Here is a 22942-nt window from a genome sequence, read left to right on the forward strand (position 1 = left end):
CTCAGCGCTGGGCGAGCATCAACGGGTGAACCGTCACCCGCGACCCTGGAACCACCTCGGTCGTGTCCTCATCGATGACGATCAGGCAGTTCGAGGCTGCCAGCGCCGCCACCAGGTGCGACCCGTTGCCGCCGACCAGCGAGACCGAGTACCGGCCGTCCGATTCCCGGTGCAGCAACCCGCGGCGGAACTGCCGCTTGCCCTCGGGGCTGTCCATCCGCTCCAGCGCCATCGCCTGGATGGTCTGCCGGTGCACGTTCCGCTTGCCGAGCAGCTTGCGGATCGCCGGCCGGACGAACACCTCGAACGACACGAGCGACGACACCGGGTTGCCGGGCAGGCAGAAGATCGGCGTCCGTTCCCTGCCCAGCGTGCCGAAGCCCTGCGGAGAGCCCGGCTGCATGGCGATGTTGGTGAACTCCACCGTGCCGAGCTGGCCGAGCGCTTCCTTGACGATGTCGAAGGCGCCCATGCTCACCCCGCCGGTGGTGATGATCATGTCGGCGCGCAGCAGCTGGGAGTCCAGCACGTCGAGCAGCCGGGCATGGTCGTCGGGGATGATGCCGACCCGGTAGGCGTCGGCGCCGGCATCGCGGGCAGCTGCCGCGAGCATGTAGGAGTTGGAGTCCGAGACCTCGCCGAAACCGGCCTGCTTGCCGACGTCGACGAGTTCGGAGCCGGTCGAGATCACCACCACCCGCGGGCGTGGCTGCACCAGCACCCGGTCATGCCCCACCGCGGCGAGCAGGGCGATCTGCTGCGGGCCCAGGATCGCTCCCGGCGCCAGCGCCAGCGCGCCGGCGGCCAGATCCTCACCGGCCCGCCGGACGCATTCGCCGGTGCGTGCCGGGCGGTGGATCTGCACCCGGGCCACCCCCCGGTCGGTGTGCTCGAGCGGGATGACGGCGTCCGCGCCGGGTGGGATCGGCGCGCCGGTCATGATCCGCATGCACAGCCCCGGCCCCATTCCGGACACCGACCGGGCGCCGGCGAGCACGTCGCCCACGACCGGGAGCGTGACCGGCTGCGCCTCGCTGGCTTGCCGCAGGTCCACCGCCCGCACCGCGTACCCGTCCATCGCGGCGTTGTCGAAGCCGGGCAGCGGAGCGTCGGCGACCACCTCCTCGGCCAGCAGCAGCCCCTGGGCGTCGAGCAGCGCGAGCTGGATCGGATCGATCGAGCCGATGTTGGCCAGCACCTTCGCCAGCTGGTCGGCGACCGGGCGCAGGCCGGGCCGGGCATTGCTGGGTCGGTCAGCGCTGGGCCGGTCATTGCTGGGCTGGCTGCTGCTGGGCTGGCTGCTGCTGGGCCGCGGGGCGTCCTGGGGACCGGGTGCCTCAGCGTCAGCCGGCACCACCGGAATGGTTTCGGTCGGCCACTCGCTGCTCTCGCTCACTGCGGTGCGCTCCTACGGCTCGGGCGGCGGTGCGGGACCGGTCTGGTTGCCATCCAGGGTGCCAACAGCTACTCCAGGGTGCGGACGAATTCTCTCAGCCAACCGGAGAAGTCCGCGCCCAGCTCCGGGTGTTCACACGCCAGCCGAACCACCGCGCGCAGGTAGTCCTGCCGGTCACCGGTGTCGTAGCGGCGGCCGGAGAACACGACTCCGTGTATCGGCACCCCATCCTGCCCCAGCGTCCGCATCGCATCGGTCAGCTCCAGCTCGCCACGCGCACCCAATTCGGTGCGGCGCAGGGCGTCGAAGATCTCCGGCGGCAGCACGTACCGGCCGATGACTGCCAGGTTGGACAGCGCCTCCTCCGGCTTCGGCTTCTCGATCAGGGTCTCCACGGCGATCACCCCGTCGACCACGTCGCCGGCCGGTTTGATGCTGCCGTACAGCGAGATCGCCGCGCCCTCGACCTCGATCAGCCCGACCACGATGCCACCCTTCTCGGCCTGGACGTCCAGCATCCGGGCCAGCAGGACGTCCCGCTCGTCGATGATGTCGTCGCCCAGCAGCACCGCGAACGGCTCGTCGCCCACGAACGCCTCGGCGTAGGACACCGCATCGCCCAGGCCGCGCGCCTCGGGCTGGCGGGTGTAGTGCATGCGGGCCAGCTCCGCCGAGCGGCGGACGCGGGCCAGCCGGTGCTTGTCACCCTTGCGCTCCAGCGCGTCCTCGAGCTGCGGGGCGGCGTCGAAGTGGTCCTCGATGGCTGTCTTTCCCCGGCCGGTGATGATCAGGACATCGGCCAGGCCCTGCTCGGCGGCTTCGGCGACGATGTACTCCAGCGCGGGCACGTCCACCACCGGCAGCAGCTCCTTGGGCACCACCTTGGTGGCCGGGACGAACCTGGTGCCGAGACCGGCCGCCGGAATGACTGCCTTGCGGGCACGGGTGGCGGGTTGGGCCTGCTCTGCGGAGCTCATACAGCGAGACTAGTCAGGTGACCGACAAGACTGCGCTGCGCACGGCCGTCGCGGCGGCCCGGGCAGCACGCACCGGGCAGGAACGCGAACAGGACCGGGCTGCGATCCGCGCGCACGTGCTGGCCTGGTGCCGGGCGGGCCGGATCCCGTCGGGCAGCCTGATCGCGGCGTACGAGCCGCTGCGCACCGAGCCCGGCTCCACCGAGTTGCTGGCCGATCTGGCAGCCGAGGGATACCGGCTGATCGTGCCGGTCACGCTGGCGGATCGCGACCTGGACTGGGCCGCCTGGAGCCCTCCCGGCCGGTCGGAGTCCCGACTGGGGGTGGACTCGGTCGCGGCGGCCGCGCTGGTGCTGGTTCCGGCGTTCGCGGTCGACCCGGCCGGTCACCGGCTCGGTCGCGGCGGCGGCTCCTACGACCGCGCGCTGGCCCGGGTGCCCGCTGGCACGCCGGTCGCCGCCCTGCTCTACCGCGACGAGCTGATGCCCGACGTCCCCGTCGAGAGCTGGGATCGGCCGGTCACCGCGGTGGTGACGCCGGACGGCTGGCGGGATCTGGCCGGCAGCTGAGCGGGCAGGCAAGGACCCGAGTGGACGCGGGAACGGTCCATGACGCACCATTGTTGGCAGTCGCAGCACGAGAGTGCTAAGTCCTGCAGGCCACCGCAGCATGTGAAGGAGAGCCCGAACAACCATGCCGACGTACCAATACGCCTGTACCAGTGACCAGTGCGGCCTGCGCTTCGAGCGGGTCCAGGCCTTCACCGACCCGGCTGTCAGCGAATGCCCCGACTGCAACGAGCGGGTGCGCAAGGTCTACGGCTCCGTGGGTGTGGTGTTCAAGGGCTCTGGCTTCTATCGCACCGACAGCCGGGACGCCAAGGCAGGCGCCAACGGCAAGTCCGACGCCGCCGCCGGCAAGGACGGGACGAACGCAGACGCCGGCAAGGGCAGCGAGGCTGCCAAGGGTGATGCCGGTTCGGCGACGAAGTCCGCTGATTCCACCAGCTCGGGCACAGCTACCTCCAAGGGTGAGTCGTCGAAGTCTGCCGCCGCTGTCGCCAGCTGAGCACGCCTCCCCCTGCCTAGTCCAGGCCGCTTTCGCCGGCTGTGGATGACGGCAGGGTTGTCCACAGATTGATCGGGCGGACGTTCTAGGCGGGTTTATCGGGCCACGCTCAGGGCATGGTCCTCATTCCGTCCCGCTTCGCCGGGCGCCTCTCGTTCCTCGCCGGTCGGCCTCGCCGCATCGCGGCCGTGCTCTGCCTGGGGCTGGCGGTGGTGTCGGCGCTGACTTCGCACGCCCCGCCTGCTGGAGGCCATACCTCGGCCGTCGTGGTGGCGGCCAAGCCCTTGCGCCCGGGGACCGTGCTCGCGGCGACAGACCTGGCAGCCGTGCTCTGGCCAGCCGCGATCGTGCCGGCTGCCGCGGTTCCCCGGCTCTCCGACGCCCTGGGCCACGTCGTGGGCGCCGCGATGAGCCGTGGGGAGCCGCTGACCGCCGCCCGGTTGCTGGACACCGGTATCTCGGCTGCCCTGGGTCCCGGTCAGGTGGCTCTGACGATCGGTCTGGCCGGCGGCAACCAGGCCGCCATCCTGCAGGCCGGCGCCGTGGTCGATCTCTATGCGGCGAACTCTGACAGCGCTCTCATCCAGGGACAGCCACCGCCCATCGCCAGCCGGCGGCTGGGCGCGGATGTCCGGGTGCTTGCTGTCCTGCCGCCCTCCGAGGACGGAGCAACCGGCAGCAGCGGGCCGAGCCTGGTCATCGCCGTCGATCGCGGGACGGCGGCCCGGCTGGCCGACCACCCGGCCGGACAATTCGTCGCTAGCCTGGTGCCTCCGTCATAGGGCCGCACGGCGAGCTCAGCGTCGACGCCCCGGCCTGCCATGGGAGGGGAAACATGATCAAAGGCTTCCGCGACTTCGTGCTGCGCGGCAACATCGTCGACCTGGCGATCGCCGTCGTGATCGGCACCGCCTTCGCCAAGGTGGTGGACACCCTGGTGTCCTCGATCATCCAGCCGATCCTCAACGCGCTGCCCGGTGTCTCGGTGAACGGGCTCAGCTACACCATCAGGGGAGGTGCGCTGGCGTCCAAGACCACCATCAACTTCGCCACCATCATCAGCTCGATCATCGTGTTCGTGCTGACCGCGGCCGTCGTGTACTTCCTCGTCGTGGTGCCGATGGCCAGGATCCAGCAGCTTCGAGCGACCGGACAGGCGCCCGAGCCGGAGGCGGTCCCGGAAGACACCCTGCTGCTCCGCGAGATCCGGGACGCCCTCGGCGCCCGGCCCTCGGACGGCACCGCAGGACCGACGCCAACCAATCCGGTGCGCTGAGGCGCTTTGCCCGCGTCCGGCCGGGGCCGCCTCTACTCCTGGTGCGGCGGCTGGTCCCATCGTGGTATGGCGGCTGGTCCCATCGTGATGCGGCGGCTGGCTCCTGGTGCGGCGGTAGGTCACTCGTGGTGCGGCGGCCGCTCGGCCAGGTACCAGTCGTCGCCGTAGTCGGCAGGGCCGTCACCCCACCCGAGATCCTGCTCGTCGGTGGACCGCTGGGGCAGCAGATCCCCACCCGGCTGGCGGTGGCCCCCTTCGGAAGGCAATGATGGGACCTGAAGCGTATTGCTGTCAGAGGGCTCGGGGGGTTGCTGACTGTGCTTCGACTCGGCCACCCCATCAGTGTGCCCGTTCTGTTCTGAACATCACGAGGAGGCCAATCATGTTGGACAAGTTGAAGAAGATGGCTGACCAAGCCAAGGAGAAGGCCGGCCCCATGGCGCAGCAGGCCAAGGAGAAGGCCGGCCCCATGGCCGAGCAGGCCAAGGAGAAGGCCGCCGAGCTGGCAACCAAGGCGGCTCCTGCGGTGTCCCAGGGAGTGGGCAAGGCGGCCGGCAGCCTCGACAAGGCCACCAAGGGCCGCTACACCGACAAGATCGACAAGGTTCAGGGCGTTGTCCACCAGACCGCGCAGAAGGTCGGTGACCGGAACACCGGCACCGTCGCACCGCCCGTCACGCCGGTAACCGACGTCGGCCAGCCGGCCGCGGTGGTCATCCCGCCCTCGCCCGGGGTGATTCCGTCCGAGCCGGTGGTCACGCCGCCGGCGGCTCCGTTCCCGACCTCGGAGGCGGAGCCGAGCCTGGACTCGCCGACCACCAACGTGAACGGCCGCGAGGACAAGCCCCAGATCTGATGCACGCCCAGGTCACCGTCCGGTATTGGGCTGGAGCCCGCCGGGCGGCTGGCCTGGCCTCAGAAGTGCTGCCGGCAGCCACCCTCGCCGAACTGCTGGCTCAGCTGAAGGCCCGCCCCGGGTTGGCGGAGGTGGTCGCGGCGAGCTCGGTGCTGGTGGATGAGGTCCATCCGAGCCGGGACGACGTACCGCTGCCCGCGGGCGCGGTGGTGGACATCCTGCCCCCGTTCGCGGGCGGGTAGCCGTCGGGCAAGTAACCCCCCGGGCAGGTAGCCCCGGGCAAGTAGCCCCCGCGCAGGCAGCCCCCGGGCAGATAGCCCCCGCGCAGGCAGCCCCGGGCAAGTAGCCGCGCTGTTCTCCCGCATCATGTGAGACAGCGGGCAGCCACGCTCCGCAAAAGGCCAGGATCACCGCTCTCCGGTCAGGGGCAGTTGACCCATTCGTCGGTGCCGTCGGCGAAGACCTGCCGCTTCCAGATGGGCAGCCGGGCCTTCACCTCGTCCACCAGCCGCTGGCAACTGTCGAAGGCCTGCTTGCGGTGCGCGGCCGTCACCGACGCGACCAGGGCCACGTCGCCGATCCGCAGCACTCCGATCCGGTGGCTGACCGCCACCGCGAGCACCGCCGGATCCGCGGCGATCTCCTCCGCGACCTGGCGCAACACCCCCGCGGCGCTGGGGTGCGAGGTGTACTCCAGCTCGACGACCTCCCGGCCACCGTCGTGATCGCGGACCACGCCGCAGAAGCTCACATCCGCGCCCGCGGCGACGTCCCGGGTGGCAGCCGAGTGCGCAGCCACGTCCAGCGGCGACTCGCTGACCTCGGCGATCCGGACCTTCATACCCCGCCTCCCGGACGATGGTCGCCGCCGCTCACCTGGTCCAGCAGGTGGCCCACCAGCGGCTGCAGCACCGCCAGCCCGTCCCGGACACCGCCCGGCGAACCGGGCAGCGTCACCACCAGCGCGTCGCCGATCAACCCGGCCACTCCCCGCGACAGCACCGCCGTCGGCACCTGCTCGGCGTTGGCCGACCGGATCCGCTCCGCGATGCCGGGAACAGCGCGCTCGATCATCGGCGTCACCGCCTCGGGAGTGACATCGGTCGGGCTCAGGCCGGTCCCGCCGGTGGTGAACACCAGCCGCGCTCCGTCGGCCAGCACCTGCCGCAGCGCCTTCTGGATCAGCCGCACGTCATCGGGCACCACCAGCTTGGCCAGCACGTCGTAGCCCCAGTCCCGCAGCGTCTCGGCCAGCAACCGGCCGGAATCGTCCGGACGCTCCCCGGCGGCCGACCGGTTCGAGCAGGTGATCACCGCGGCCCCGATGGCAGTCACTGCGAGCTCCGGTCCCAGTCGCCACGCCGGCCACCGGACTTGTGCTCCAGCTGGATGTCGGTCAGCACCGCCGAGCGATCGACCGCCTTCACCATGTCGTACAAGGCCAAACCGGCAGCGGCGACCGAGGTCAACGCCTCCATCTCCACTCCGGTGCGATCAGCCGTCCGCACCGTGGCGGTGATCCTCACGCAGTCGGCGCTCAACTCCAGCTCCACCGTCACGCCGTGGATCGCCACCGGATGGCACAGCGGGATGAGCTCCGGCGTCCGCTTGGCGGCCGCGATCCCGGCGATCCGGGCCACTGCCAGCGCGTCGCCCTTGGGCAGGTCATCGGCGCGCAGCAGGCCGATCACCTCGGCCGTGGTCCGGAACACCCCCGACGCGCACGCTTCGCGCACCGTCACCTGCTTGGCCGAGACGTCCACCATCCGGGCCGCGCCGCTGGCGTCGACATGGGTCAGTTCCACCCTGCCAGCCTAACCACGCAGGCCAGCGGGCCGCCGCCTATCTAGCCCGCCGGACGGCTCAGCGCGATCACGCGCCGCCATGCCTGGCAGCGCGGCTGGCGCTCATCGCCTCCACGGGCCGGACCGGGCGAACCGTCCCACCAACCGCCGGCTGCCGATCAGCCACAGCCCACCCATCAGCCAGCCGCCGAGCACGTCGGTCAGAAAGTGCACACCGAGCGCCAGCCGGCTGAAGCCGATCGCCGTCACCAGCACCGTCGCCGTGCCCAGCAGCAACACTCGCTGCCGCGCTGAGCAGGCCGGCCACAGCAGCAGCACCAGCCGGCCGGCGGCGACGAACGAGGTCAGGGCGTGGCCACTGGGAAAGGACTTGCCGGGAGCTCGATCGACGACCACCGCCACCACCGGCCGGGGACGTCCGACCAGCGCCTTCGTGCCGCCGGACAGCATCGCCGCGCCGGCCATGGTGACCGCGACCAGCGCCGCGGGCTGGCGCCGCCGGCGCCAGAACAGCACCACCGCGGTGACAGCGGTCAGCACCCGCCAACTGGTGGGCCCGCCGACCGCGCTGACCACCCGCCAGAACCGTATCTGGCGACGGTGGCCGGCCAGAGCACGGTTGAGACGGCCGGCGGTGGCCAGGTCCAGGTTCACGCGCCGCGTCGGGGCAGCACGAGGCGGCTGAGGCACAGCGGCGCGGCGAGCACGAGCAACAGTGTGCTTTCCAGGAGCGGGGACGTCCAGCGACGCAGCCCGGCTGGCAACGGGAACGGCAGCGGGAGCAGCAGCCGCCCAGGTGCGCACAGGCTGGTATAGCCTGCACGCGAAAGGACAATGCTGATGTGCCGGTTACTGGGCGTTGTGTCGGCCACCCCGGGTGACCTGACCGAGCAGCTGGGCGCTGACCTGACCCGGTTCGCCGAGCTGTCCCGGACCCACTGCGACGGTTGGGGCCTGGCGTACTGGAACGCCGAGGGCAACCTGATCACCGCCAAGCATCCCGAGCCGGCTCAGGGCAGCGAACGGTTCTTCGCCGCCGTCGGGGCAGCCCGGACCGATGCGGCGCTGCTGCACCTGCGCAAGGCGTCGAAGAACATGGCCAACCTGATGGACAACACCCATCCGTTCGTGGCCGGCAGCATCGCCTTCGCCCACAACGGCTACCTCTCGCCGCTCAGCGCGTTGGACGAGCTGGTCAGCGAGGTCGGCGGCCGGCCCAGCGCCGGCGGCACGGACAGCGAGCGCTACTTCAACGTGGTGCTGGCGGGCCTGCGTGACCACGGACCGGTGCGGGCGCTGCACCAGGCTGCCGAGCTGATCGCCGACGCCGCCGAGGTGGTGTCGCTCAACTGCCTGCTGCTGACCCGCGACGCGCTCTACGCCTCGGCGCGCTACGACGAGAAGGTGATCGAGGGCCGGGGCGAGGAGCCGGACCTCTATGAGCTGCGCTACCGGATCACGCCGGACCACGTCGCGGTCGCCTCCTCCGGATGGTCGCAGCCGGAGCCGTGGGCGCCGTTGCGCAACGGCGAGATCCTGGAGGTCCGCCGGGGCGACCTGCGGACGTCGGTGCATGCGCTGCGCTGAACGGCCACCGACCGGGCGGCCGTCGTAAACTGGCGCGGGCCGATCCGGCCCGATCCGGGTCAAACAGAGGCGGAGCGGCAATCCGATGACGGCGATCGAGCACCCGCAGGGCGCGGGAATCGACAAGGACCGGCTGGCGATCTGCCTGGCAGTGCTGGACGAGCTGCACACCGTCCCGCAGGACCACCCCGATCACATCGCGGTCCGGCGGGCCACCGCGCAGATGTTCAAGTCGGTCAAGAAGCACCGCCGCGCGGAGAAGCGCGACGCCATCGCCACCGCCGACCGGGCCGTCGTCGAGGCCACCGCCACCGGCTCCCCGAACCGGATCGACGACGAGACCCAGGGCATCGCGCTGGTGTCCACCGTGGCCGGCGCCTCGGCCGGCACCCTGATCACCCCGCGCGCCTGCTACATCTGCAAGACCAAGTACCAGCAGGTCGACGCGTTCTACCACCAGCTGTGCCCGTCCTGCGCGACCCTGAACCGGGCCCGGCGCGAGGCCCGCACCGACCTGTCGGGACGGCGCGCCCTGCTGACCGGCGGCCGCGCCAAGATCGGCATGTACATCGCGCTGCGGCTGCTGCGCGACGGCGCGCACACCACCATCACCACCCGGTTCCCCAATGACGCGGTGCGCCGGTTCACCGCGATGGACGACAGCGCCGACTGGCTGCACCGGCTGCGGATCGTCGGCATCGACCTGCGCGACCCGGCCCAGGTGATCGCGCTGGCCGACTCGGTGGCCGAGCAGGGGCCGCTGGACATCCTGATCAACAACGCCGCCCAGACCGTCCGGCGCTCCCCCGGCGCGTATGCCCCGCTGGTCGATGCCGAGTCGGCGCCGCTGCCGGCCGGGCCGCTGCCGGAGCTGATCAGCTTCGACCACGCCAGCGATGCCCATCCGGCGGCGTTGGCCGGGTCGCTGGCCGAGCACCCGGTGGCTCATCTGATGGGCGGGCAGCTGTCGTCGCTGGCGCTGGTGGCTGGCTCGGCGTCGGCGGACCGGATCGCCGCGCGCACCGCCATCGACGCCGGCGGCCTGGTGCCCGACCTGCATGCGGTCAACAGCTGGACCCAGCGGGTGGACGAGGTGGATCCGCTGGAGCTGCTGGAGGTCCAGCTGTGCAACATGACCGCCCCGTTCCTGCTGGTCAGCCGGCTGCGTCCGGCGATGGCCGCGGCGCCGGCCCGGCGCAAGTACGTGGTGAACGTCTCGGCCATGGAGGGCGTCTTCAGCCGTGGTTACAAGGGCCCGGGCCATCCGCACACCAACATGGCCAAGGCCGCGTTGAACATGCTGACCCGGACGTCGGCGCGCGAGCTGCTGAGCGACGGCATCCTGATGACCAGCGTCGACACCGGCTGGATCACCGACGAGCGCCCGCACCCGACCAAGATGCGGCTGGCCGACGAGGGCTTCCACGCGCCCCTGGACCTGGTGGACGGCGCCGCCCGGGTCTATGACCCGATCGTCCGGGGCGAGCTGGGCGAGGATCTGTGCGGGGTCTTCCTCAAGGACTACGCCCCCGCCGCCTGGTAGCCCTCGTCCGACCGCACGTCGATACGCTGAGGAAGAGAAGCCTTTGGCGGTGGCAGGGATGGGTCGATCGCGGCAGCTGGTCGTTGCGGGCTGCTGCCTGGTCCTGGCCGTCACGTCGCTGACCGGGGCGACCGCGGCCAGCCGGCTGACCGGTCGCGAGCTGGCCCGTCCCTCGCTGCGGGCGCTGCAGCTGAACCTGTGCGACAGCGGTCTCGCCGGTTGCTACACGGGCCGATCGGTGGCCAGGGCCGCGGAGGTGATCCGTGCCGAGCGCCCGGACATCGTCACGCTCAACGAGGTGTGCCGGGACGACGTGTCGGTGCTCGAACGCGCGATGACCGGCCGGGTCACATCCGCCTTCACCGCCGCGGCAGACCGCAGCACCGACGGCCCGGTCCGGTGCCGCAACGGCCAGCCGTACGGGATTGGCCTGCTTGCCCGGGTGCTGGCCTCGGCTGACGGTCACCGCGCCTTCGACGGTGTCTATCCGATGCAGGACGCGGACGACGTCGAGGACCGGGTGTGGCTCTGCCTTGCCGCGGGCGGCTTCTACGCCTGCACCACGCACCTGGCCAGCACCAGCGCGGCGGTCGCGCTCGGCCAGTGCGGCTACCTGCTGAACACGGTGATCCCAGCTCTGCGCACCCGGCCGGATCCCGTGGTGCTCGGCGGGGACCTGAACCTCGGAGCCCAAGCGCAATCCTGCCTGCCGCCCGGCTATCAGCGCGTGGACGACGGCGCCAGGCAGCACATCGTGGCGACCGGCGGCCTCACGGTGGGCGCCCGTACAACGATCAGCATGCAGGGCACGACCGACCACCCGGGCTTGCTCGTCGACCTCCACAGCGAGTAGCTCCCGCCCAGGCCGGCGTTGGCCTCGGCGGTACCGCTCCTGCAGGTCCGATAATCTGGACCCGCAGGACTCCCCGCCCTCGTAGCTCAGGGGATAGAGCGCCGGACTCCTAAGCCGGGCGTCGCAGGTTCGAATCCTGCCGGGGGCACGCATCTTTGCCATGTGGGCCATGAAGCCGGTGAGCCGCAATTGAGTTATTCATACAACGCATGGAATAATGCGTTGTGTGAGTACTGCACCGCCTCGCCTTGCGCCGATCTTCCGCAGCGATACGCAGCTGCAGATCCTCGGCGTGACCTACCTGGAGCCGGAGCGACGTTTCACTACGCCTGAGCTTGTCGAGCGAGCGGGTCGGCCTCAGCCGACGATCGCGCGTGAGGTTGACCGGCTTGTCGAGGCTGGACTGCTGGAGACGGAGTTGCGGAGCGGGCGGCGCACGGTGTGGGCTGCGACCGAGTCGCCGATCTTCGAGGAACTCCGATCGATCCTGCTCAAGACGATCGGGCCGAAGGCGGTCATCGAGAGGCAGCTCGTCGGGCTGGCTGGGATCGAGCGGGCGGTGATCTACGGATCGTGGGCTCGCCGCTACCACGGCGAGGCCGGCCCACTCCCCCAAGACGTCGACCTTCTCGTCATCGGCACCCCAGACGTCAGCGAGGTCCGCGCCCAGGCGGACGCCGCTACCCGGACGCTCGGCCGCGACGTCAACGTCACTGTGTTGTCCCCGAACGAATGGAGCAACGCCAGGACCGGCTTCATCGCGCACGTGAAGGACGGCCCGCTCGTCGATCTGGATCCGAAGCAATGACGCTTGCCAACACTGTCAAACGACTCCTCAGCGCGCGGCGCTTGGAACGGGTGCCAACCGACGCGGACAATGCGAGAGTCCGGCTGGCGCGGGCCGACGAAAAGCTTGCCGCCGCGCGCGAGATCGCGGAGATCGACATCGAAGTTGCGTACGTGACGGCGTATGACGCGACCCGCATTGCCGTCACCGCGCATATGTTGTCGCTTGGCCTTCGGGTCCGCGGCGGTGCCGGAGCGCACGAGGCCGTCGGCGTCTACGCCGAAGCGATGATCGACACGCCGAGCGCGTACGAGTTCCAGCGCATGCGCCGGCGACGAAACAAGTCGGAGTACGACGACGTGGTGATCGGTGGATGCATCGACAGGGGGTGGGCCGATGTCAAGCGCTGACGAGATCCGAGACGCCCAGCGAGCGAGGTGGGCCGGGCTCTCCGCGAGCTGGGAGAAGTGGGCCTCGATCATCCTGGATCAGCTGGGCCCGGTCGGCGCAGCGATCATCGAGCGTCTCGACCTGGCTGACGACCAGCGGCATCTCGACATCGCCTCCGGCACGGGTGAGCCCGGTTTGAGCATCGCGAAACTGGTCCCCAACGGAAGCGTGATGCTGACCGACCTCGTACCCGAGATGCTGGAGATAGCCTCGCGACGAGCCAGGGCACAGGGGATCACCAATATCGAGACGAAGGTGTGCAGCGGCGACGACCTGCCGTTCTCCGACGCCACCTTCGACAGCGTCTCGGTGCGTTTCGGGTACATGTTCTTCCCTGACCTGGCCCAGGCGACGGCCGAGTTCGCGCGCGTGCTCAAGCCGGGCGGACGCCTCTGCGCGGCGGTCTGGGTCAAGCCCGAGGAGAACGCGTGGACGACGATCGCCATGCAGGCGATCGCGACCGAGACGGTGGTTGCGCGACTCGACCCGGACGGGCCGAATATGTTCCGGTGCGCCGCTCCGGGAGCTGTCAGTGCCCTGTACGAGGGCGCGGGGCTGCGTGACATCGCCGAGTGGGACATCGACCTCGAACTCGTGACGCGATCGCCCGAGCAGTACTGGGAGATGACCAGCGAGCACGTCTCGCTGGTAGCCGCGCGCTTCAGCAGGTCGACGAGCCGGCGCGGCAGCGGATCCGGGAACACGTGATTGCGAAGGTGAGCGTGTTCGAGAAGGACGGCATGGTCCGGATTCCGGGTGTGGCGCGGTGCATCGCGGGGACCAGGTAGCGGTGCTGACTAGTCGCAGACTAGTCTTACTCGGGTGAGCACTTCCTCGATCGGCGCGTACGAAGCCAAGACCCACTTGCCGCGCCTGCTGGCCGAGGTGGAGGCAGGCGGCAGCGTGACGATAACCAAGCACGGTCGTCCGGTGGCTCGGCTAGTGCCGGTCAGCACGCGGTCGGGGTCTCCGGAGGTGGTCGTCGCTGCGTTGCGCGCCGCCCGCGTCGGCGTCCACCGTGGTGACGACTCGGTTCGGGACATGATCGAGGAAGGCCGGCGTTAGGGGCGTGTTCGTCATCGATGCCAGCGTCACGATGGCGTGGTGCTTCGCCGATGAAGCCACCTCCGGAACCGAGGCGGTCCTCGACCAGTTCACCGGCGATGAAGCGGTCGTTCCGGCAGTCTGGCCGCTCGAGGTCGCCAACGTGCTGCTGGTAGCCGAGCGCCGGCTGCGGCTGACCGAGGCCCAAGCAAGCCGGTTCCTTGACCTGCTCCAGCAACTGCCCATCTCCGTGGACGGTGCTCCGACCGATCTAGCCGCTGTGGTAGCTGCGGGGCGACGCCATGAATTGAGCTCCTACGACGCCTCCTACCTCGTCCTCGCCGAACGGACCGGCGCTCCGCTCGCCACGCTCGATCGCCGGCTTGCCGATGCCGCCACCCGCGCCGGCGTGCGGCTGCTCGTCCCCGGATAGCCCCGCAGGGGCGAGCTAGGGCGTCGAGGTCGGCGACGCGGTGGACTCCGCCGGGGCAGCCGAGGACGTGATCGGCTCCGAGGGTGATTCGGACGCCGTGGGCGAATCAGACGCAGACGCCGTGGCCGACCCGGACGGGCTCTCCGTAACCGAACCCGAAGGCGAAGCCGACCCGGCGACCGAGCTCGCGGCCGGATCCGTTCCCGCGACGTCGCTGGAGCCAGGCGCAGACAGCGACCCGCTCGGCGAGACGGTGGGGCTGCCACTGGGCACTGCCCCGGAGGAGCCGCCAATAGGCGCGTACTTGCTGATCACCTGGACCAGCCGCTTCTCGTACCCGACCAGCCGGGCATGGATCTCGGCGAACGACAGCCCGCGCAACTGCCCGGCGAACGCCTGGATCTCCCGCCACAGGGCCTCGATCTCGGCGGTCTCGGCCGCGCCCGGAGCACCCGGCAGGCTCAGCACCAGCTGCACCGCCAAAGCCTGGGTGACGCACGCCAGGCAGTCGTAGTTGACCGCTGCCGAGATGTTCTGCGGCACCACGACGTGGGCGTTGCCGAGGATCAGCACCACCTGGAAGCTGATCGCGGTGGCCCGGCAGCCGGTGCAGCTGGCGAACGCGTACGCCTCATTGCGATTGAGCACCGTGTCCCGGTCGGCCCACACCAGCGCGAACGCGACGTCGTAGACGACGGTGCCATCCCTGGTGTTGACCGCGAGGGCCTGGTTGTCACCCGGGCCGGGTGCGCCCGGACGGTTGAACGGAAACACCCAGGTCGGCGCGACCTTGCCGTCCGGCGTCGTCGACCGCGGCACCAGCACCAGCGACAGGGCGGGCTTGTCGGCGGTGGGCAGCGCGCCCGCAGCAGCGGGCCAGATGGTCGTCGCCGAGCCCTGCCGGCCTTCCTGCAGCCCGGCGGGCGTGACCCGTCCGGCGAACGAGGCCGGCAGCACCTCGCCGAGGGTGCCCCGCTCATAGGACTGGATGGGGCGGTAGTTGCCGCGCGGCCACCAGGCGATCGCCAGCCCCAGCAGCACCGCCAGCGCCACGAGCCCGGCCAGCGCGCGCCGGGCGGGCCGATCCGCGGTGGCCCGCCACACCCAGCCGGCCAGCTGCCGCGCCGACCGGACCAGCAGGTAGCAGATGCCGAGCACCGGGAGCCCCACGGCGAGCACGGCGAGCAGCTTGACCAGCCCGCCCACCACGTCGAGGGCGGCGAAACGATCGAGCATGGCGCCGCCGTGGTCGCCGAGGCTGGCCGCGGCGGTGGCGAGGATCCGGGGCAGGCTCAGCACCGTCACCAGCACCGTGAGCGCCAGCAGCGGCACCACCAGCAGCACCCAGAGCGTCACCACCGCCTTGGCCCACGGCTTGAGGAGCTTGGACTCCTCGTCGCCCCAGCGGCTGGGCAGCAGCCCCAGCAGCGTCGGCTTGATCCGGTGGAACAGGTCCGGCACCCCGGTGATGTCGGCCAGCAGGTGATAGCCGTCGAAGCGGACCAGGGGCGGCAGCTGCCGGATCATCTGTATCAGCTGGGTGCCGATCACCAGCAGCACCGCGTCCCAGCCGGTCAGCGCCCACACCCCGAACATCGCCACCGACAGCAGCGCGTTGAAGTACAGCCCGCCGAGGTCGGTCCGGATCCGGCCGCCCCGGCCCAGCCGGTAGCTGTCGGTGACGTCGGTGTAGAACGCCGGCCATACCAGGTACAGCCCGGCGCCCATCGCGCCCGGCGTCGCGCCGCCATAGCGGGCCGCCGCAGCGTGACCGAACTCGTGGAAGCCGGCCGACACGACGGTGATCGCGAAGACGGCAAGCAGCAGGCCCGGGCGGTCGAAGGCCTGGTGGGCGGCCAGCGCCAGGCCCCGGTCGAAGAGCACCCACTTGCACACCAGCACGAACGCCACCACCACCGCGGCGACGAGCGGGGGCAGGAAGAGCCAGCCGAACGGAGCGGTGATCCGCCGGGTCAGCCCCGGATCGGACACCACCCACCGGAACCTCAGCCCCAGCAACGGGTTCGCCTTGCGCACCACCGGTTGCGAGCCGTCGGCCAGGCACACCAGACCGAGGGGACGGAGCTTGGAGTCCACCAGCATCCGGGCGTCGGCGCCGGTGATCGATCGATCGGAGCCGGCGCTGACGTGCGCGGCGATGCCGCCGTAGTCGCGCTGCCCGTCCACCGCTTCGAGCGTCCGGTACAGCAGCGGGGTCAGCTGCAGCATCTGGCCGTCGGCGCGGCGGACCAGCGCGGGTGGCCGGCGATAGCCCGAGCCGGGCGTCTGTCCGATCAGCTGCAACCCGGCGGCCGGCGCCGGCACGTCGTCCGGAACGCCGGCTTGGACGACCGAGGCGCCTGCCGGGACGGGGGCACCCTCGGAGGCGGCCCCGCTGCTCAGCACGCTCATCCGGTGTTACTGGTTGATCGTGGAGCCCTGGGTGCCGGTGGCCGTGGCGTCCCCGCTCACGTCCTGGGTGATCACGGCCGCCTGCTGCGAGATCGCCGTGGCGTCGGAGTCGATCGAGCCGATGTTGGCCGCCACCGCCGCATCGATCGGCGCCGCGGCATTGACGTTCGCCGCGATCGCGCCGTTGATCGGCGCGGCAAGGTCGAGGTCGCCGTTGAGGTCGACGTTGACGTTGAGCAGGTTGCCGTCCAGCGCGCCCGACGGCGTCGGGACCGGGACGTCGATCGCGCTGTCGGCCGGCGCCGGCTGGCTGGTCTGGTCGATGGCGCTGGTCTGGTCGGCGGTCGCGGTGGCGTCGCCGGTGATGCCCTGGTGGATCTCGGCGGCCTGCAGCGTCTGGGCGCCCGCGCTGGAGCCGACCGACAGCACGTTGGCGCCCACCGAGGCGTTGATCGGGGCGGCGATGTTGGCGTTCGCCCCCACCGCGAGGTCGATCGGGGCCGCGACGTCCAGGGCGAGGTCGAGGTTGGCGTTGAGGTCCAGCAGCGACAGGACCTCCTTGTCGGGAAGAGCGGTCACGCCCTCGGCGGCCAGCTCGTCGGACGACATCGGGGTCAGCTCGTCGGCCATTCTCAGCTCCCTCTGCGCACATCGGCGCATCGACACCTACGCGGCATGGTCGAAGCGTCAGCTCATGCGGGCTGTACATCATCGGACCGCAAGGATGATAACGATGCGAACCCGACATCGTTACATCCGGCTCAGTAGAGGCCCGCTAGGCCTGCGGCGTCTCTCCGACCGAGGCGCCCTCGTTCGGCAGCTCGGCCGGTGGCCGGCCCGGATCGGCGTCGTTCTGCTTGACCGGCGTCCGGACCGCGGCCATGCCGAACGGCGCCGCCAGCAACCCGCCCAGGGCCAGCACCAGCCAGACCCGGTGCCCGAGCTGGGTGAACAGCGCGCCACCGATCATCGGCCCGACCGCGGACCCCAGCCCGAACATGAACTGGAAGCTGCCGATGTAGCGGCCCTTCAGGTGCGGCGGGCCGGCCAGCGCCGGGTAGGCGAACACGGTGGGCGCGCCGATCACCTCAGCGGTCGTCCAGATCAGGGTGCCGAGGATGATCACCGCCGGCCCCAGCGGCAGGCCGTAGCAGGCCACCCCCAGCCCGACCAGCAGGAACGACAGGCCGATGGTCAGCCTGAGCGGCCAGCGCTGCGAGAGCTTGGTCAGCGGCAGCTCGAAGGCGATCACCAGCCCTCCGTTCAGGGCGACGGCGAAGGTGTACCAGAAGATCGGAACGCCCTGGGCCTTCACGTCCAGCGGCAGCGTCGACAGGTACTGGGTGTAGACGGCTGCGTTGAGCAGGGCGGCGATCAGGTACAGCACGTACCGCCGGTCCCGCAGGACGTCCAGGTAGCCGCCCGACGGGTCAGCGCCGGGAACATCCGCGGCGGCGGCCCGGCTGGTCCGCCGGGGCAGGGCTGCCATGGCCAGCGCGGCGTAGACCAGCGCGACCAGCGCCTCGCCCCAGAACAGCAGGGTGAAGTGCTGGTGGTCGAGGTTGTAGAGCGCGAAGCCGAGCAGCGGGGCGGCGGTGGCGCCGACGTTCAGGCCGAACCGGTACATCGCGAAGATCATCACCTGCCGGCTCTCCGGCGTGAGCTCGGAGAGCAGGGTGGCCGAGGCGGGCCGGAAGATCTGGCTGACCAGGCCCACCATCCCGACGGCGACCAGCAGCACCAGGTAGTCGTGCAGGTACAGCAGCGACGCGATCAGCACCGCGGAGCTCGACATGCTCAGCACGGTGGCGTTGCGGGCGCCGAGCCGGTCGGCCAGCATCCCGCCGATCAGGACGCCGATCACGCCGCCGGTGCCGTAGCTGCCCAGCCCGAGCGCGGCTTCGGAGGCGGTGTGCCCCTCGGCGATCAGGTACAGGACCAGGAAGATGTTGAGGAAGCCACCCATCCGGTTGACGAAGACGCCGCCGATGATGGCCTTGACCGCGACCGGTGACTCGCTGAAGGTGGCCCAGATGCCGGCGCTGGCTGGCTGCTGTGGCGTCCGGGTCGCCATGCCACTCACTCTCTGCTGCGCTTGGCAGCACCGGCCTGCACACGACGCTGGAAGGGAAAGCAGAGGCCATTAAAGCCGACCCGCCTGGCATGGCGGCCTCCGGACGTCCGTTACAGCGGCCTGCCCCCGGGAGGCCTCAGGCCCAGCACGGCGGCCTGCCCCCGGGAGGCCTCAGGCCCAGCACGGCGACCTGCCGCGGCGGCCTCAGGTCCAGTACAGGATCCGCGCCGCCGGCAACCGGCGGGCCAGCTCGGTGTCGAAGAACTGCCGCATGCCGGTCATCGCCTCGCGCGGGTAGACGTACTTCACGCCGCCGAACTTGGACCGCTTCTCCGCGCGCTGATCCGGATCCATCTCCAGCCGGGTGCCCGGGTACCACTGCAGCAGGACGTCCCTGCTCGCGGGTGTGAAGCGGTGCGTGATCAGCTCGACCGTCAGATCCAGGTCGTCCACGCCCGCGACGGCGGCGGCAGCGTCGTCGAGCAGCTCGCCGTAGGCCTCTTGCCAGCCGGGAACGGGCATGATCGGCGCGATCGTCAGGCCCACCCGGTAGCCGGCCTCGGCCATCGCGCGCAGCGCGGCCAGCCGGGCCGGCATCCGCGCGGTGCCGCCCTCGAACCGGTTGGCCACCTCGGCGGCGTTGACCGAGAACCGGGCACGGGTCCGCCGGCCGTGCGGCAGGTCCAGCAGGCCGGCGACGTCGTCGAACTTGGTGGTGAACCGCAGCTGCACCCGGTCGCCGTACTCGCCCCGGCCGGCCCTGTTGATCGCGGCCGACAGCGAGCCGGTGAGGTGCTCGATGCCCAGCGGGTCGGTGTAGCAGGACAGCTCGAAGGTGGTGCCCTCGTGGCCCCGTTCGACGGTGCCGCTGGTGACGCTGCCCCGCCCGGCGTGCGTGCCGATGCCGGCCAGCACATCGTCGAGGTTGGCATAGACCCGGGTGATCGGCGGACCGCCCAGCGAGCCGGCCAGATAGCAGTACTGGCAATGCGCGGGGCAGCCGCGGGCCAGGTCGATCCGCCAGTCCGCGCTGGGCGGGATGGGCTGCGGCTTCAGCGCGCTCGGCGGCGCTGCCACCACCGCGAGGCTGGATTTGGCCAGCGCGTAGGTCTGGCGCTCGGACTCCCCGCGCAACCCGGTCAGCCGGTCGCCGGGGAGCAGCTGGATATCGGTGACACCGGCCGCCTCACAGCGCCGGATGATCTCGCCGGTGTGCTCCAGGCCGGCGGCGGCCCGGGTGATCAGAACCCGCTTCGGTGTCCAGATACGGGTTGCCACGGTGCTCAGGTCGGTGCTGGTTCTCAAGGTCGTTGGCATCTCTGGCATAACAATGCTGGGGCCGGCGACGTTCCCCGCGTGGGGACGAACAAGCCCACCGGTGCGACTGCCCACCGGCCCGGGCCGAGCGCCGCTCAGCCGCCGACGGCGGGGTCCCAGTAGCCGACCGGATAGTCCTGGCCGAGATCGAGGAAGTGCTCGTTGAGAGCGTGCGCCAGCAGGTCGTGCTGGTACCGATCGACCACCAGCAGACCCAGGAGGTAGGCCTCGGTCTCGATGCTGTCGGCGCTGCCCCCTACGGACACCTGGCGGATCCAGAGTTCGTCGATCGACATGCCGGACAGCTCCAGGCCATCCTGCAGGCTCAAGCCATGGATGGCCGGGCGTGCGGTCATCGTTCTTCCGTGCTCATGCCGAAGGCACCTCGTCAGGATCGCTCAGCGCGCCTCTGGACGCGACGTCCAGGACAACGGTCGCTGTCGTGCCGACGACCACCCGCTGCCGGGTTCCGTCACTGTCCATCATCCCCCTCTTCGGGGCATCGGTCGACCACTGCGGCTCTGAGGCGTGGCAGGCATCCTGGGCGGCGACTTTCCCGGGCGTTTCGCCCTGCAACCGGCAGTGTCGGTAGGGTCGGTCCTGGACGTGATCGGTGGCCAACGACGGGGGAGGTGCCAGTGACCGGGCCCAATGCTCTCATCGCCGAGCGCTACCGGTTGGTCAACCGCATCGCCAGCGGCGGCATGGGGATCGTCTGGCAGGCCTGGGACGAGCTCCTGCAGCGCCCGGTCGCCCTCAAGCAGCTGCGTCCGCAGCCCGGCCTCAGCGACGCCGATGCCGAGCTGATCAGCCGCCGGGCGATGCGCGAGGCCCGGATCACCGCCCGGCTGCACCACCCCCATGCCGTGCCGGTGTACGACGTCGTGGAATACCAGGGCCAGCCCTGCCTGATCATGCAGTACCTGCCCTCGACCAGCCTGCAGACCATCGTCAACGACCACGGGCCGGTGCAGCCCACCGAAGCGGCCCGGATCGGCGGTGAGGTCGCCTCGGCGCTGGCCGCCGCGCACGCGGCAGGCATCGTGCACCGCGACGTCAAGCCGGGCAACGTCCTGATCGCGGAGGACGGCAGCGCCAAGATCACCGACTTCGGCATCTCCCATGCCCTGGGCGACACCACCCTGACCTCGACCGGCATGGTCACCGGCACGCCCGCCTACCTCGCGCCCGAGGTGGCCCGGGGCGCTGAATCCGGCTTCGCCTCCGACGTCTTCTCCCTCGGCGCCACCCTGTACGCCGCCACCGAGGGCACCCCGCCGTTCGGAACTGACCAGAACCCGATGGCGGTGCTGCACCGGGTCGCCTCCGGGCAGGTGAACCCGCCCGAACGCAGCGGCCCGCTGACCCCGCTGCTGCTGCGGATGCTCGCCCTCAACCCGGCGGACCGGCCACCGATGATCGACGTCCAGCACACCCTCAAGGCGCTGCACAGCGACTCCGCGGCCATCACCGCGGTGGCCACCCTGCCGCTGAGCTCCCCGCCGCCGATCAAGCCACCGCCACTGCAGCCGGAGGAGCGGGCCGCGGTCAAGCCTGGACTGGCCGAGCCCGCCGCGGTCGCCCCGGTCACGGCCGAGCCATCGACCCCTGCCATGGCGGCCGCCCAAGCCAGCCCGACCCAGCGGATCGATCCGGACGGGTCGGCTGCCAGCCGCCGCGCTGCTGCCGGCGCGACGACCGCGTTGCCGGCCGCCGGCGGGCCACCCGGTCCTGGCCGGCCCGTCCTACCCGCCGACGACGACCCCTATGACGACGATCGCCGCAGCCCGGCCGGCCTGATGGCCATCTTCGCCGCGGCGGCGCTGCTGATCGGCGCCATCGTCCTCGGCGTCGTGCTGCTGAACAACCGGGACCAGAACGACACCGCGACGCCACCGGGCACCACCAGCAGCGCGCCGGTCACCAGCCAGCCCCGCACCACCACCGCCGCCTCCTCCACCCCGCCGCGCACCTCGACCCGGCCGACCTCCTCCGCGCCGACCTCGTCCGCGCCGACCTCGTCCGCGCCGCCCAGCACCACGGCCAGCCGCTCCTCGGCGGCCAGCTCGCCGGCGACCAGCGCCTCCCAGGTCAGTGGCACGCCGACCGCGTCCGAGCTGGCGAGGGCGGTCCGGGACTACTACAGCCTGCTGCCGGAGAACACCGACGCGGCCTGGACCCGGTTGACCTCCCGGTTCCAGAACGGCCGGGCCGGCGGGCGCGCCACCTTCGACAACTACTGGGGCGGTGTCCGCCGGGTCTCGGTGAGCAACGTGACCGGAAACCCGCCCGGCACCGTGGTCGCGACCATCACCGTCGTGTACGACAACGGCAGCTCGGTGACCGAGCGCGCCACGTACGGCCTGGTGTCCGAAGGCGGCATCCTCAAGATCGACAGCCAGAGCTGAGCAGGCTGCGCGGGCTGCGGCCAGAGATCAGCAGCGTCGACGGCCGTCCGGTGCGGGCGCTGGTCGCCGGGACGGCCACCGACCTGCCCGAGGTCGTGATGGTGCCCGGCCTGGGCGCGCCCGGTTATCTGCTCCCCTGGGCCCGCCAGCTCGCGAGCTGGACCCGGGTCACCGTCCTCGACCTGCCCGGCTGGCGGTGGGGACGGGCGGCCGCGTGCTCGCCGACGGTGGCCGGGATCGGCGCGGCAACCGCCCGCTGGCTGGCCGAGCACGACCGACGGGACGTCGTCCTGCTGGGGCATTCCACCGGCGCGCAAGCGGTGATCCGGTCGGCTCTGCTGGAACCGGGCCGGCTGGCAGGAGTGGTGCTCGCGGGCCCGACCTTCGACCCGGCGGCACGCAGCATCGCGACGCTGCTCCGGCGGGCGGTGAGCACGCTGGCACACGAGCGGCCGGGCGAGGTCCCGGCCGTCCTGCCGTCCTATCTGGCCAGCGGCGGCTACGGAGTGCTCCGGATGCTGGTGGACGCGCTGCGCGACCGCCCGGAGGACCGGATCGGGATGCTGAGGGTGCCGGTGCTGACCGTGACCGGCGAACGGGACGGCTTCGCGCCGCCGGCCTGGGCACGGCGGCTGGCCGGCCTGGCGGCCGGGCAG

Annotated in this window: 28 protein-coding genes and 1 tRNA gene; 17 read left to right on the plus strand and 12 right to left on the minus strand. The window is 71.1% G+C overall.

Annotation, left to right across the window (positions count from 1 at the left end; translation table 11 throughout):
- Position 1: 1 nt before the first annotated feature.
- Together glp and VF612_RS01785 are read right to left on the minus strand one after the other, a co-directional pair.
- Positions 2 to 1396 (minus strand): gephyrin-like molybdotransferase Glp, encoded by a 1395-nt coding sequence (gene glp, locus VF612_RS01780; RefSeq protein ID WP_408658133.1) that lies wholly within the window; start codon positions 1394 to 1396, stop codon positions 2 to 4.
- Positions 1397 to 1464: 68 nt separating this feature from the next.
- Positions 1465 to 2373 (minus strand): UTP--glucose-1-phosphate uridylyltransferase, encoded by a 909-nt coding sequence (locus VF612_RS01785; protein ID WP_408658134.1) that lies wholly within the window; start codon positions 2371 to 2373, stop codon positions 1465 to 1467.
- A 17-nt stretch (positions 2374 to 2390) separates the two neighbouring features.
- Between VF612_RS01785 and VF612_RS01790 the strand changes: the two genes are divergently transcribed.
- The 4 genes from VF612_RS01790 to mscL all read left to right on the plus strand — a co-directional run bounded on the left by VF612_RS01790 (position 2391) and on the right by mscL (position 4717).
- Positions 2391 to 2942: a 5-formyltetrahydrofolate cyclo-ligase gene (locus VF612_RS01790; protein WP_408658135.1), complete on the plus strand. Its 552-nt coding sequence runs from the start codon at positions 2391 to 2393 to the stop codon at positions 2940 to 2942.
- Between the two features lie 124 nt (positions 2943 to 3066).
- Positions 3067 to 3441 (plus strand): FmdB family zinc ribbon protein, encoded by a 375-nt coding sequence (locus tag VF612_RS01795; RefSeq protein ID WP_408658136.1) that lies wholly within the window; start codon positions 3067 to 3069, stop codon positions 3439 to 3441.
- 116 nt (positions 3442 to 3557) lie between these two features.
- A complete protein-coding gene (locus VF612_RS01800; protein WP_408658137.1) occupies positions 3558 to 4223 on the plus strand; it encodes an SAF domain-containing protein in 666 nt (221 codons plus the stop codon).
- A 53-nt stretch (positions 4224 to 4276) separates the two neighbouring features.
- The gene (mscL, locus tag VF612_RS01805; RefSeq protein WP_408658138.1) at positions 4277 to 4717 is read left to right on the plus strand and encodes a large conductance mechanosensitive channel protein MscL; all 441 of its coding nucleotides are present in this window, start codon (positions 4277 to 4279) and stop codon (positions 4715 to 4717) included.
- A 119-nt stretch (positions 4718 to 4836) separates the two neighbouring features.
- Here the strand turns inward: mscL and VF612_RS01810 are convergent, their stop codons facing one another.
- On the minus strand, positions 4837 to 4983 hold the full coding sequence (locus VF612_RS01810) for a hypothetical protein (RefSeq protein ID WP_408658139.1): 147 nt from the start codon (positions 4981 to 4983) through the stop codon (positions 4837 to 4839).
- A 116-nt stretch (positions 4984 to 5099) separates the two neighbouring features.
- Here VF612_RS01810 and VF612_RS01815 point away from each other — a divergent pair, with 116 nt between their 5' ends.
- Both VF612_RS01815 and VF612_RS01820 read left to right on the plus strand, forming a co-directional pair.
- On the plus strand, positions 5100 to 5573 hold the full coding sequence (locus tag VF612_RS01815) for an Rv0909 family putative TA system antitoxin (RefSeq protein ID WP_408658140.1): 474 nt from the start codon (positions 5100 to 5102) through the stop codon (positions 5571 to 5573).
- Positions 5573 to 5815 carry a MoaD/ThiS family protein gene (locus tag VF612_RS01820; RefSeq protein WP_408658141.1) on the plus strand — a complete coding sequence of 81 codons (243 nt, stop codon included), beginning with the start codon at positions 5573 to 5575 and terminating at the stop codon, positions 5813 to 5815. The genes VF612_RS01815 and VF612_RS01820 overlap by 1 nt, the downstream gene beginning before the upstream one ends.
- Before the next feature lie 179 nt (positions 5816 to 5994).
- On the opposite strand, the gene VF612_RS01825 is transcribed toward VF612_RS01820, so the two are convergent.
- The 4 genes from VF612_RS01825 to VF612_RS01840 all read right to left on the minus strand — a co-directional run bounded on the left by VF612_RS01825 (position 5995) and on the right by VF612_RS01840 (position 7954).
- On the minus strand, positions 5995 to 6414 hold the full coding sequence (locus tag VF612_RS01825) for a molybdenum cofactor biosynthesis protein MoaE (protein WP_408658142.1): 420 nt from the start codon (positions 6412 to 6414) through the stop codon (positions 5995 to 5997).
- Entirely contained in the window at positions 6411 to 6908 is a 498-nt protein-coding gene (locus tag VF612_RS01830; protein ID WP_408658143.1) for a MogA/MoaB family molybdenum cofactor biosynthesis protein, read from the minus strand. The genes VF612_RS01825 and VF612_RS01830 overlap by 4 nt, the downstream gene beginning before the upstream one ends.
- Positions 6905 to 7378: a cyclic pyranopterin monophosphate synthase MoaC gene (moaC, locus tag VF612_RS01835; protein ID WP_408658144.1), complete on the minus strand. Its 474-nt coding sequence runs from the start codon at positions 7376 to 7378 to the stop codon at positions 6905 to 6907. Before moaC ends, VF612_RS01830 begins: the two co-directional genes overlap by 4 nt.
- Before the next feature lie 102 nt (positions 7379 to 7480).
- Positions 7481 to 7954 (minus strand): phosphatase PAP2 family protein, encoded by a 474-nt coding sequence (locus VF612_RS01840; RefSeq protein WP_408658145.1) that lies wholly within the window; start codon positions 7952 to 7954, stop codon positions 7481 to 7483.
- A 264-nt stretch (positions 7955 to 8218) separates the two neighbouring features.
- Here VF612_RS01840 and VF612_RS01845 point away from each other — a divergent pair, with 264 nt between their 5' ends.
- The 9 genes from VF612_RS01845 (at position 8219) to VF612_RS01885 (ending at position 14075) form a co-directional block, all read left to right on the plus strand.
- Positions 8219 to 8965 (plus strand): class II glutamine amidotransferase, encoded by a 747-nt coding sequence (locus tag VF612_RS01845; protein WP_408658146.1) that lies wholly within the window; start codon positions 8219 to 8221, stop codon positions 8963 to 8965.
- An 85-nt stretch (positions 8966 to 9050) separates the two neighbouring features.
- Positions 9051 to 10508: an SDR family NAD(P)-dependent oxidoreductase gene (locus VF612_RS01850; RefSeq protein ID WP_408658147.1), complete on the plus strand. Its 1458-nt coding sequence runs from the start codon at positions 9051 to 9053 to the stop codon at positions 10506 to 10508.
- Positions 10509 to 10566: 58 nt separating this feature from the next.
- A complete protein-coding gene (locus tag VF612_RS01855; protein WP_408658148.1) occupies positions 10567 to 11361 on the plus strand; it encodes an endonuclease/exonuclease/phosphatase family protein in 795 nt (264 codons plus the stop codon).
- 75 nt (positions 11362 to 11436) lie between these two features.
- Positions 11437 to 11509, plus strand: a tRNA-Arg gene (locus VF612_RS01860).
- A 78-nt stretch (positions 11510 to 11587) separates the two neighbouring features.
- Positions 11588 to 12169 (plus strand): MarR family transcriptional regulator, encoded by a 582-nt coding sequence (locus VF612_RS01865; RefSeq protein ID WP_408658149.1) that lies wholly within the window; start codon positions 11588 to 11590, stop codon positions 12167 to 12169.
- Entirely contained in the window at positions 12166 to 12558 is a 393-nt protein-coding gene (locus tag VF612_RS01870; protein ID WP_408658150.1) for a hypothetical protein, read from the plus strand. The genes VF612_RS01865 and VF612_RS01870 overlap by 4 nt, the downstream gene beginning before the upstream one ends.
- Complete coding sequence (locus tag VF612_RS01875; RefSeq protein WP_408658151.1) at positions 12545 to 13306, plus strand: class I SAM-dependent methyltransferase; 762 nt, start codon at positions 12545 to 12547, stop codon at positions 13304 to 13306. The genes VF612_RS01870 and VF612_RS01875 overlap by 14 nt, the downstream gene beginning before the upstream one ends.
- Positions 13307 to 13420: 114 nt before the next feature.
- Entirely contained in the window at positions 13421 to 13663 is a 243-nt protein-coding gene (locus VF612_RS01880) for a type II toxin-antitoxin system Phd/YefM family antitoxin (protein WP_408658152.1), read from the plus strand.
- 4 nt (positions 13664 to 13667) lie between these two features.
- Positions 13668 to 14075 (plus strand): type II toxin-antitoxin system VapC family toxin, encoded by a 408-nt coding sequence (locus tag VF612_RS01885; protein WP_408658153.1) that lies wholly within the window; start codon positions 13668 to 13670, stop codon positions 14073 to 14075.
- Between the two features lie 15 nt (positions 14076 to 14090).
- Here VF612_RS01885 and VF612_RS01890 read toward each other — a convergent pair whose 3' ends face one another.
- The 5 genes from VF612_RS01890 to VF612_RS01910 form a co-directional block, all read right to left on the minus strand.
- The gene (locus tag VF612_RS01890; protein ID WP_408658154.1) at positions 14091 to 16487 is read right to left on the minus strand and encodes a hypothetical protein; all 2397 of its coding nucleotides are present in this window, start codon (positions 16485 to 16487) and stop codon (positions 14091 to 14093) included.
- Between the two features lie 6 nt (positions 16488 to 16493).
- Positions 16494 to 17117 carry a peptidoglycan-binding protein gene (locus tag VF612_RS01895; RefSeq protein WP_408658155.1) on the minus strand — a complete coding sequence of 208 codons (624 nt, stop codon included), beginning with the start codon at positions 17115 to 17117 and terminating at the stop codon, positions 16494 to 16496.
- A gap of 145 nt (positions 17118 to 17262) precedes the next feature.
- On the minus strand, positions 17263 to 18561 hold the full coding sequence (locus tag VF612_RS01900; protein ID WP_408658156.1) for an MFS transporter: 1299 nt from the start codon (positions 18559 to 18561) through the stop codon (positions 17263 to 17265).
- Between the two features lie 204 nt (positions 18562 to 18765).
- Complete coding sequence (locus VF612_RS01905; RefSeq protein ID WP_408658157.1) at positions 18766 to 19878, minus strand: spore photoproduct lyase family protein; 1113 nt, start codon at positions 19876 to 19878, stop codon at positions 18766 to 18768.
- 95 nt (positions 19879 to 19973) lie between these two features.
- On the minus strand, positions 19974 to 20234 hold the full coding sequence (locus VF612_RS01910; protein ID WP_408658158.1) for a hypothetical protein: 261 nt from the start codon (positions 20232 to 20234) through the stop codon (positions 19974 to 19976).
- A 282-nt stretch (positions 20235 to 20516) separates the two neighbouring features.
- Between VF612_RS01910 and VF612_RS01915 the strand changes: the two genes are divergently transcribed.
- A complete protein-coding gene (locus VF612_RS01915) occupies positions 20517 to 22286 on the plus strand; it encodes a serine/threonine-protein kinase (RefSeq protein ID WP_408658159.1) in 1770 nt (589 codons plus the stop codon).
- A 50-nt stretch (positions 22287 to 22336) separates the two neighbouring features.
- A partial coding sequence (locus tag VF612_RS01920) for an alpha/beta fold hydrolase (RefSeq protein ID WP_408658160.1) occupies positions 22337 to 22942 on the plus strand: 606 nt, incomplete at its 3' end.

The organism is Jatrophihabitans sp. (assembly GCF_036388195.1).
Classification (GTDB): Bacteria; Actinomycetota; Actinomycetes; order Mycobacteriales; family Jatrophihabitantaceae; genus Jatrophihabitans_A.